7 protein-coding genes are annotated in these 9,607 nt (G+C 52.1%); 2 read left to right on the top strand and 5 right to left on the bottom strand.

Going from position 1 to position 9,607, the window contains the following annotated elements; translation table 11 throughout:
* Positions 1–92 precede the first annotated feature (92 nt).
* Together ACFQUU_RS28800 and ACFQUU_RS28795 are read left to right on the top strand one after the other, a co-directional pair.
* Positions 93–1,037: a uroporphyrinogen-III synthase gene (locus tag ACFQUU_RS28800; protein ID WP_382252023.1), complete on the top strand. Its 945-nt coding sequence runs from the start codon at positions 93–95 to the stop codon at positions 1,035–1,037.
* A gap of 227 nt (positions 1,038–1,264) precedes the next feature.
* Entirely contained in the window at positions 1,265–2,302 is a 1,038-nt protein-coding gene (locus ACFQUU_RS28795; protein WP_382252022.1) for a C45 family autoproteolytic acyltransferase/hydolase, read from the top strand.
* Between the two features lie 378 nt (positions 2,303–2,680).
* Here the strand turns inward: ACFQUU_RS28795 and ACFQUU_RS28790 are convergent, their stop codons facing one another.
* The 5 genes from ACFQUU_RS28790 to ACFQUU_RS28770 form a co-directional block, all read right to left on the bottom strand.
* Entirely contained in the window at positions 2,681–3,790 is a 1,110-nt protein-coding gene (locus tag ACFQUU_RS28790) for a porin (RefSeq protein WP_382252021.1), read from the bottom strand.
* Between the two features lie 104 nt (positions 3,791–3,894).
* Positions 3,895–4,608, bottom strand: a complete 714-nt coding sequence (locus ACFQUU_RS28785) for a TSUP family transporter (protein ID WP_382252019.1) — start codon at positions 4,606–4,608, stop codon at positions 3,895–3,897.
* Positions 4,605–6,026, bottom strand: coding sequence for an amidohydrolase family protein (locus ACFQUU_RS28780; RefSeq protein WP_382252017.1), 1,422 nt, complete (start codon positions 6,024–6,026; stop codon positions 4,605–4,607). The genes ACFQUU_RS28785 and ACFQUU_RS28780 overlap by 4 nt, the downstream gene beginning before the upstream one ends.
* Positions 6,027–6,104: 78 nt before the next feature.
* Entirely contained in the window at positions 6,105–7,532 is a 1,428-nt protein-coding gene (locus ACFQUU_RS28775; RefSeq protein WP_382252016.1) for a uracil-xanthine permease family protein, read from the bottom strand.
* Between the two features lie 322 nt (positions 7,533–7,854).
* Complete coding sequence (locus ACFQUU_RS28770; RefSeq protein ID WP_382252015.1) at positions 7,855–8,910, bottom strand: LacI family DNA-binding transcriptional regulator; 1,056 nt, start codon at positions 8,908–8,910, stop codon at positions 7,855–7,857.
* Between the last annotated feature and the right edge of the window lie 697 nt (positions 8,911–9,607).

Below are 9,607 nucleotides of genomic sequence, written 5' to 3'. Positions count from 1 at the left end.
AAGCCTGTTGGAGACGGATTGCTTCACTGCAAGTCAGATGAAGCGGCATCCGTCATGTGTGCCAGCCCGGCATAACGATGAAGGAGCCAGTCATGCGAGACGCAAACAACCATTGCAACAACGATGACAAGTACCAGCAATTTGATTCCTCGGCCATGAATCGACTTTCGCTGCAATCGACAATGGAAAGTCCCATGTCTCGAAAATCGCATGCTTCGTATGTCTCCGAGCAAATGGGCTTCGACGAAAGCACCGCGCATACCATTGTGGTAACCAGACCACTAAAGCAAGCGGCACCGTTGGCCGAACGCATCCGATCACTGGGAATAACACCGACGCTTTACCCGTTGTTAGACATCTTGCCAGCCGTGGATCGCAGGCTGATATATGACGCCGTGCGCAACCTCGAGTGTTACGCGTTGGTGATCTTTGTCAGCCCGAATGCCATTGCTGCTTTTTTTCCCTCTGTCACTTACTGGCCGCGTTCCACGGCCATTGCCGTCATGGGAAGTACAGGGTTAAAACAGCTGGAAAAACTTGGATTTACAGACGCGCATGTGAAAATCGTTGTGCCTGATCGGCACTCGTTCAATGATTCAGAGGGGTTGTTGCAGGCGTTTAACCTGGAGACGTTTAGAGGTAAACGCGCCTTGATTGTAAGGGCAGAAACGGGACGCGAATACCTGGCAAACGCCCTTCTCGCCGGCGGCATGACCGTGGATCTACTTGCCGCGTACCGGCGGCTCCCGGTTAAACTGGACCAGCAGAGAATGGCGTTGCTTAATGAATTGCTGGCCAGTCGTAACACGTGGGTGGTGACGAGCACGGAGGGACTGGCTGTACTGGTGAACCACGTCGAACAGGCGGCCGGCATCGAGGGTCGATTGCGATTGATCACGCAGCGGCTGATCACGACACATCCGCGTATTTTTGAAGCGGCAAAAATTGCCGGGTTTACCAACCTCGTACTTTCAGGCACTGGGGACGATAATGTAATGTCCTGTTTAGCGGCGCTGTATTCCACGCATGGGATTTAGCAATTTGCATACACGCTAGTGTGAACCTGCAGTTCAGGGCGATGAAACAGAATATAAAGTAGTTTGTGAACCGGAATTTGGCTACTTCATCGTAGATGACGCAATAGGTGGCATGTTCTTGCCATTTGAATCGACGAACTACAGGATAGTCTGTGCCTTCGAGTGACAAGATATCTTCGGCAGCCAGTTCATCGCATCGTTATCTTTAATTTGTACTCTTCAACGCAATGCAGACCGCGACACCTATCCAGATACAGGGAACACCAAAAAATATCGGGCTGACTTTGGGTGAGCTCGCGCGAGAAGCCATGCATGAATGGATAATCCACACGGACGAGTGGGCATGCTTGATGGAGTGGTATGGTTCTTCGATAATTGCCCGGCTAATCGATACCGCACAAAAGGCATTTCCGACATATTGCGACGAGCTGTGTGGCATTAGTACCGGCTTGGGAATGGAATTTGAGAAGGTATTTATCTGGAATTGCCGTTCCGAACTACTTGGCATATCGCCGCTGCGTAGCAGCACACTTGCCTGGAATCGCTTAGGGTCGAGGTCGGTATGCCATTGCTTAAGTGGCATCGGTAGTTACGAAGGCGCAGCGCGATTAGCGATGATTCATCCTGACGGGAGACCGGGCTTCGTTACAGTCTACGTACCCGGACAACTTCCCGGCAATACCATTGCGGCCTCGATGTCCGGAATTGTGCACGCCGTAAATTGCCTGGATTTTCAACCCGCATTGGATGGCGTCCTGACCGGCTTCATCAGCCGCGCGGTTCTAGATACACGATCTCTTTTGGAAGCAATCGAATTGGTCATGGAGTGGAACCACTTTGGCGCGGCACACCATGTTCTGGGTTCCGCGAGCGAGTTTGTCATGGTGAGCATTGAAACACAGGGTGAGAACCGTTCGATAGTTCCGGTCGCCAGCAAATATGCACACACAAATCACCCTACTCACGCCAATCTTAAGTCGGTCATCCATAATCATAACGTCGAGTCGGAAGCACGCCTGGAGGAGATGCGACGACTACTCGATCGAATTCCGTCGCACCCTGACGAAACATGCATCGATCAGACGCCCTCGACAGAAGCGCAATGTCAACGTTTGGGAGCGACGACCATCTCAGGCGATATGGGGAGAGCGACCAATGCTGTTGTCTCCCTGGTAACGACGGGCGCAGAAAATATTAGATTTAGCGTTCGATCACCGCAGGAATCGACCTGGCTTACGCATACTTTTCCCGTCTCCCTGAGGTAAAGATTGGCTCTTTACTTCTTAGCGCCTCTTTGTCACGCTGTCGAACATCGGTTCAGCACGTTGCTGCTTCAGCTTGGCACTCTCAGGTTTCATTGCTATGTTTGACCGCACGTCGACAACCGTCATCCCGCCAAACATTGACATCTACGTAGGTTAGAGTGCCTCACTGATACTGTACTTGCATCACACGTCGAACGCCCTTACCAGCCTTCGCCTTTGAATGCATCAGTTATGGCTCTTCAGTAAAACTCTGTTTCATCACTATCTACTTTAGTAAGCATATTCCGTATTGACATCCCCTGAATTCACGGGAGCGCGTCGGTACAAGTCCATAAGGCAAAGGACCTGTACGACAATAGTCTGGGGGCATATGCTTGGTCAGAACCGATGTCGAATTCCTATAAGGTAGGTCTTTGCCCGATCTGACTCTGTAATTTTGTCTGTCATGAACGCCGTATATAAATCGGTACGTTTTGAGAGATGATGGTCGTAACCCAGTGACGCGGTATTTCTTTTCCAATCTACACCGACTGCCTGGCCAGTGCGGTGCGTCTTTGCCCACGACACGAGCACAATGCCACTGCCTGCAGGAATACCCGCGCCGAGCTGAATTATCCTGTCGCGTATTTCTACGTTATTTATTGCTTGCTGATAGGTGCTATACAGTTTTGCAACGCTGAAATCGTAACTCGCGCCGATAAACCAGGCACGCTGGCTCGATGGTGACCCCAAGCTGTTTAGCGCAGACGTCGGTGTGCCAGCATCAAGTGGATTATTAACTTTTACGCGTTGTACATAAGTGGCTATCGCCAGCGGGCCCTTCACATACGATCCACGCGCGCCGACGTTCTTCTTGCCTGAGTGCCCAGCGACCTCACCCAATTGGTAATGTAGATCGACAGTCATTCCCATAAATGTCGGCGTCGTGTATGAGATTTGATTGCTCCATCCGGTATCGCCAGCAATTGAGTTTCGCCATACGCTACGGTCGCCATTGGTCTGCACATAGGAATGAAGCAGTAACGGTGATACAACTGTAGAATTTCCAAACGGGTTGAAACGGACCGTAGGAAAAAAATTCGGGCTGGTGTAAGCACCAATATGAATAGCACCAAATCTGCCTTTCAAGCCAATATTTGCGTCCCGAGAAAACATCGTATCGGTCGAGAACCGGCCTTGCATCCCCGTGTCGCCCTTAAAGAAGGACGTCAATGCGAAATCGGCCTGCAATCCACCGCCGAGGTCTTCAGTTCCTATTAACCCAAACCAGGATGTTGACATCCCCCCTGCACCAACATTGATAACGCTTTGCGACATGCCACTCAGACGGTTGACTCCGACATAGCTGTCGATAAGTCCTGTTAGCTGCAATGTTGTTTGCGCCTGTGCGTTAACGCCCGCGCCTGACAAGATCGCGACTAAGGTGACAGACGTAATACATGCATTTTTGATGCAATCTCCTTTGGTCACCTTCTCTCCTTTTGTCATGTTTATGATTGCGGCAGCAGCGACACACGGATGCTACGGGCGCCGCCGACTACCCGAAGCACATCAGGAACCTGAAAGTAAACCAGTAGTGGGGTTACCCCGGTCTAGTGGTAGACCAGAATGAACAATCCCGATACGATCGCAAATGCCAGGACGGCGATGCGTAAGTATCGTGCGTTGATTTTTCGATAGACGAAATGGCTCGCAACGAGTCCTATAACTAAAGGAGGAAGAACCCAGACCAGCGACGTAAAGGTTGTTACGTCGATGCGACCGCTTATGGCCAATACTACGAGTGAAATTATTTCACCGAGCAGAAAACATAGCGCGACCGAAGAACGTAATGTGGCGGCGGGCATATGCTGGTAAACCAATGCCAGCGGCGGTCCGCCAATACCCGTCGCTGTCTCTGTAATTCCGGTAAATACCCCAGTGGAGAGAAACGCGCTTTTCTTTGGTGAGAACGACGGCAATATCAGAGTCGCAACGGCAGCGAGGATTGTAGTCAGGCCAATCAGAATGTTTAGTGCGGAGGCCGGTAATGCCACCAGGACAGCGAGCCCACCAAACGTACCGGCAGTCCGGCCGGCGGTGATCCATGTAACACCGTGCCGATCGAGCGCCTGCCATTCCCGCCAGGCGACATAGGCGTTCAGAGGCAGCATCAGCAGCAGCAGGCCGGCCGGTAGTAATTCTGGTTTCAGGATTCCCAAGACTGGCGCTACAATCAGCGCAAAACCCATGCCGGTGGCGCCTTGAATGAACGTGCCTACAAAAACGGCGAGTGCAATGAAGGCTAAAATCTGTGTGCTCATCATGCCGCCTTGGGTTTGCCTGAGTGCCGATGAACCGCCCTGCTCTCTGACGAAGTTCCATGCAACTTTGTAATCGGCGCTTTTGCCACTACGGTCTTCGCAACTTCCGCCGCTTCGGCCATGAGGGCTTTGGCGTCCCAGTCAACCGGCCAGCCATCAAGTAACCGCATTTTTCCGGCCACAAAGACTGCCATGATTTGGTCACGGTTTGCGATGCGGACCAGTTCCCAGGTCAAATCCCACGAAGGCGTCATCTCGGGCACATCGAGATCCACCAGCAGGAAATCGGCATCCTTACCAACTGCAATGTCGCCGGTCATGCTATCTATGCCGAGAACTTGTGCACCGTTACGGTTTGAACGCTCTAGCCACGACCATCCGGCGCCGCATGACGAATCACCAGTTCCAATGCCAAAGGCGAAACGCTGCGCTGCCTCTGCATAATCAAGCAGCCGGAAGCCATCGCTTCGGGTGCCATCGGTACCCAAGCCTACACGGACGCCTAAAGTTGCCATCAAGTGCGCCGGCGCGACCGCATTACCCTTCCATGCGCTGGCAACCGGGTTATAGCTGACCGCCGATCCGGTGTCCCGTAGCATCGCGATCTCTTCCGGAGTAACCAGCGTTGCATGGGCCAGGAGTGCCTGCGGGCCGAGAGCGCCGATGTGATACAGATGCTCAATTGGGCGACGTCGGCGTTGTTCGATGGAACGCTCAACGGATGCGAGATGTTCGTTGGCATGGGTCTGGAACACGCATCCAGATTCTTTACACATGTCTGATACCCATTTCAGCATGCGGTCACTGGCAGCCTCCGGGATGGAAATCGCTAATGATGGCTTGATCAAACGATCACTCTGCCATTGGACGATATGCGCTTCTGCTCGTTGCTGGATTTCTGCGATGGAAGGGGTGCTTGCGGAGCCGCCAAGATCGTTACAGATCAGACCAACCACACATCGGATACCGACGTCACTCATTGCACTCGTTACGGCACTGAGGGTGCCACCCGCGCGCGTGCCGGCATCGCAGACGGTCGTGAATCCACCACGCAGCGACTCAAGCGCAGACAACTTCGATGCCAGATACAGATGTTCCGCGGTCAGACGTCCTTCAAGCGGTACCCAGACACGTCTGAAAATTTCAGACGGCTCACCGAAGACGAGCGATTTCCCGAACGACTGCGTAACATGATGGTGGGTATCAACAAAGCCAGGCATCAATAGCGTGCGCCCGAGTTCACGTGTGGGAACTGCCGGATACCGATCTTTTAAGCTTGCAGCAAGCGCAACGTCCTTGAACTTGCCGTTACTGATGATGACACCATAGTCACGTACAGGCCCATCTTTCAACATTAGCCACTCGGGAATAAGTAGCTGTTCATCGCAAGCAAATTCCTTTGCTGTCAAACCAGATTTCATGTTTTACCTTGTTTGTTGAAGGACGCTGAAGCGCCCTTCCAGTTCTGTAATTAATTATTAAGCGCACTGTTTACTACGTCAGTGCATATTGGTAGGTGTCTCATTCTTTTTACCGAGATGAAAAAATAGAAAATTCAGTGCAGCAGCAGTGATTGCCCCCATTGCTACGCCATTACTCAGAAGCATGCGGACGTTTGGTGGAAATTTGCTATACAGCCCGGGTATAAGAATTGGGAGCAGGCCCGCACACAGCGCGATGGCGAGAATGTACATGTTGGCGTGATTGCGTAAATCCGTGCGGCGCAATATGTCGATACCCATAATGCCAACGATGGCGAATACAATCACTCCTGTACCACCAATGACTGCCTCCGGTACAAAGCTCAACAGTTTCGTCAACGGAGCAAGCAATCCAAAGATGACGAGGATCAGGCCTGACATGACGGTGACGTAGCGTGATCGCACTCCCGTGGCACGAACAACACCGATATTTTCGCCACTGGTAACAATCAGCGAGGTCCCGAACAGCCCGCCGAACAACGACATGACGGCATCTCCTCTGATTGTCTTGGGTACATCGCGTCTTTGATCGATATCCTTGCCGACCGCTTCACCAATGGCAACAGTCTGACCGGTTGCTTCCACCATAGAGATGAGTGAGAAGATGATTAAAGGGAGTGCAGCCATCAAATCAAACTTCGGCACACCAAAAGGGAGAAACGACGGCACACTTACCAGAGGCCAAAGTGGAATGGGTTCAACATGCAGAGCTCCGCACACAAAAGCGGTAAAGGTTCCTGCCACCAGGCCGAGCAAGATTGAGAGTTGGCGCCACATACCGCTCAGGAGACGGGAGAACAAGACCGTGAACAGGATGGTGGCAAAGGCAAGAAAAATGTTAAGTGGGTTTGCAAATCCTGGCGTACCTGGATTACCCGTTATCAGTAAACCGGACACCTTGATGAGGTTAATCGAGACCAGAAGCAACATGGTGCCCACGACGAGCGAAGGAAAAAACCGCAGGCAGCGCCGAAACATAGGAAGGATTACGAAGTACGCCAGACCCGTGAGCAAGACGGCACCTGCGGCGGTCTGCAGATCAGTCTGTTGCGCGATAAGGATAAAGAGAACGATGGGCGCCCCGCCGGGCAGCATAATAAAAGGCATCCGGGCACCGATTCCACGCGGCCCAAAGGATTGAAGCAGAGTTCCCAGGCCACACATAATAAAGGTGGCACTTAACAGATTAATGGTCAGTTGAGAAGAAAATCCTAGCGCCTTAGCCATCATGAATACGGACGCAATAGGGGCGGCCGCCATGACCAGAACATGCTGAAGACCGAAGACAAACAATTTGCTAAGGGCTAACCGCTCGTCAACCGGAGCAATACCGTTTTCCTCTGATACCGCTTTCAAATGTGAATCTTGTAACCTTGTACTATACGGTGCCTCATTATGAACATCGGATCCCGTCTCAGCGACGGCACTTGCCGAAATGTCTGCCATCTGTCTCTCCATTGCTTGGTTGGTAACACGCTTCCTTTCCGCCGCTTTGGAAAAGGCAGAAACGAAGCGTAGTTGGGTAGCGCCAGTTCTATGACTTACTACTACACCTGAAAGGCCAATCGACCCAAATCGTTTTGGGATAGAGACAAAAAAATCACGCATGACAGCACATGCGCCGAAACCTCGTCTTTCCGTACGGGGAATTGCCGTGGAAATGAGATTTTCGTTCTTTCCCAAATCGTTTTGGGAAGTCTATGCGAACTTTTTTAGATATGCAAGCATGTTAAAGAATCTTTTAACGCTCTTTAACGCGACAATTCCGTTAAGTCCGCGACATTGAGGATTCCCGTGGAACAATTTCTGGCTTGGGTCCCAATACAATTTGGCGACGGGTATCGCCGCAAATATGCTCAAACAGTAATTCCACGGCAAGCGCCGATACCTGCTCAAGATGCAAATTTACCGCCGTGATTGGTGGCTTGGCGTTTCTTGCCCTTAAACCGTCGTAACGAGTCACGACCATCACATCATTCGGTACGCTACGCCCAAGATCATTCAGCGCCCTTAACGCACCGGATGCAAAAGCATCAACTGGTACGCAAATCGCGTCGATGTCCGGAAAGTCTGCAAGCAATTCAAGGCAGGCTACCCTGCCTGCATCTTCGCCACCATATTCATCAGCCTTTGCGACCATCTTGCGCAAACGGTGCTGCCGGATGAAACCGGTGTAGACACGTTCCATCTCAAGGTACGAGTGCCGTCGCTGCGTGCCGACGAGAAGTGCAATTTTCTTGGCACCCTGGGTCAGCAGGTGTTCAAGCAGCGATTGCCCGATGACGGCAGTCTGCAAGTCAATCTGCGGTATGGATAAACTTTCGTCAGTAACTCGACCGATCGAAACTACTGGGACGCCACGCTCCCTAAGGCGCCTGATTTGGGGGTCGTCAGCGACAGGTTCAACAACGAGTGCTCCATCGATATCGAGCTCATCAAGTAACTGCCTCGAACCTTCGAGGTGCGGAACAAGGATCAGAGCTTGCCCTTGCTGCAATGCCGCTTCGGCAGCCACGGCGGCGACTTCCATCATGAAGCCAAGACGGGAAGAACCACCTGCGACGGCAAACGGCATGGATGACAAGAGTGCGATACTGTTTGCTCTTCCAGTACGCAAACGTTGTGCACGAAGGTTAGGACGATAACCGAGTTCGGCTGCGACCCTTTTCACTTTTGCTCGTGTATCCGGATCTACATACCCTCGGTCATTCAGGGCATGGGACACGGTTGTCAACGATACGTGGGCGACTCGTGCCACGTCTTTTATCGTTGGGCGGCGAGCCAACGTCGGCTGCTGCCCTGAATTTTCTTTATCGTCGTTCATCACTCTACGCTTATGGTCCACACAGGGTGGAGATACTTTTTACAACCTATTGAAGCATAACCGATTACGTAGAACAGGATGCGTGAATGCCATAATTTGCCGCGCCTTCCGGCGAAATCGACATCTGGCCTTTTCACTACAGAAGCTTTATTGAACTACGGCCTGCACGCATCACCGTGTAGCGCAAAACATCAGTTCGCCCATCCAAGGACCTGCAAGGCTGCGGCGTCCATCAAGGAGAGCAATCACAGGGCAAGGCAGCGGTCCTTTACCGTGAAGTGTTTTTATTGAGAGTCCGTGCCAAATGGCGAACGGCCATACCGTTGCGAGAAGCGTCGCCCTTTTCACCATAAACCAGCCGTTAATGACGCTAACCCTCACCCTGCCTGCTTTGCACAATACTGGTGCAGCGACCACCTGACGCCTGCTCCCGCCTATGCAAGATCCACCAGCACACGTTGCCCAACTATTCTGATCCACGAATAGTTGCAATCGCTTTCCTGACATCGCACCGCGAAATGCGAATGCTAACCTCGTTGCACAAAACAACGGTTAAGGTTAACTATATCTATGTCCCAACCCATACGTTTTTATTATCGTGGCGCCGTGCAGACGATTGCCGACGCATCGCCGACGCGCACGATCCTGCAGCATGTGCGTGAAGACCAGCATTGCACCGGCACCAAGGAAGGCTGCG

It is taken from the genome of Herbaspirillum sp. GCM10030257 (genome assembly GCF_042666555.1).
Classification (GTDB): domain Bacteria; phylum Pseudomonadota; class Gammaproteobacteria; order Burkholderiales; family Burkholderiaceae_D; genus Noviherbaspirillum.
Note: the sequence above shows the minus strand (reverse complement) of the source record. Positions and strands in the feature narration are given on the sequence as shown.

Excerpts from the sequence above, each read along its gene's own strand:
- ACFQUU_RS28775 (WP_382252016.1), bottom strand. The coding sequence starts at position 7,532 with ATGGCAGACATTTCGGCAAGTGCCGTCGCTGAGACGGGATCCGATGTT.
- ACFQUU_RS28795 (WP_382252022.1), top strand. The coding sequence starts at position 1,265 with ATGCAGACCGCGACACCTATCCAGATACAGGGAACACCAAAAAATATC.
- ACFQUU_RS28800 (WP_382252023.1), top strand. The coding sequence starts at position 93 with ATGCGAGACGCAAACAACCATTGCAACAACGATGACAAGTACCAGCAA.
- ACFQUU_RS28785 (WP_382252019.1), bottom strand. The coding sequence starts at position 4,608 with ATGATGAGCACACAGATTTTAGCCTTCATTGCACTCGCCGTTTTTGTA.
- ACFQUU_RS28780 (WP_382252017.1), bottom strand. The coding sequence starts at position 6,026 with ATGAAATCTGGTTTGACAGCAAAGGAATTTGCTTGCGATGAACAGCTA.
- ACFQUU_RS28770 (WP_382252015.1), bottom strand. The coding sequence starts at position 8,910 with ATGAACGACGATAAAGAAAATTCAGGGCAGCAGCCGACGTTGGCTCGC.
- ACFQUU_RS28790 (WP_382252021.1), bottom strand. The coding sequence starts at position 3,790 with ATGACAAAAGGAGAGAAGGTGACCAAAGGAGATTGCATCAAAAATGCA.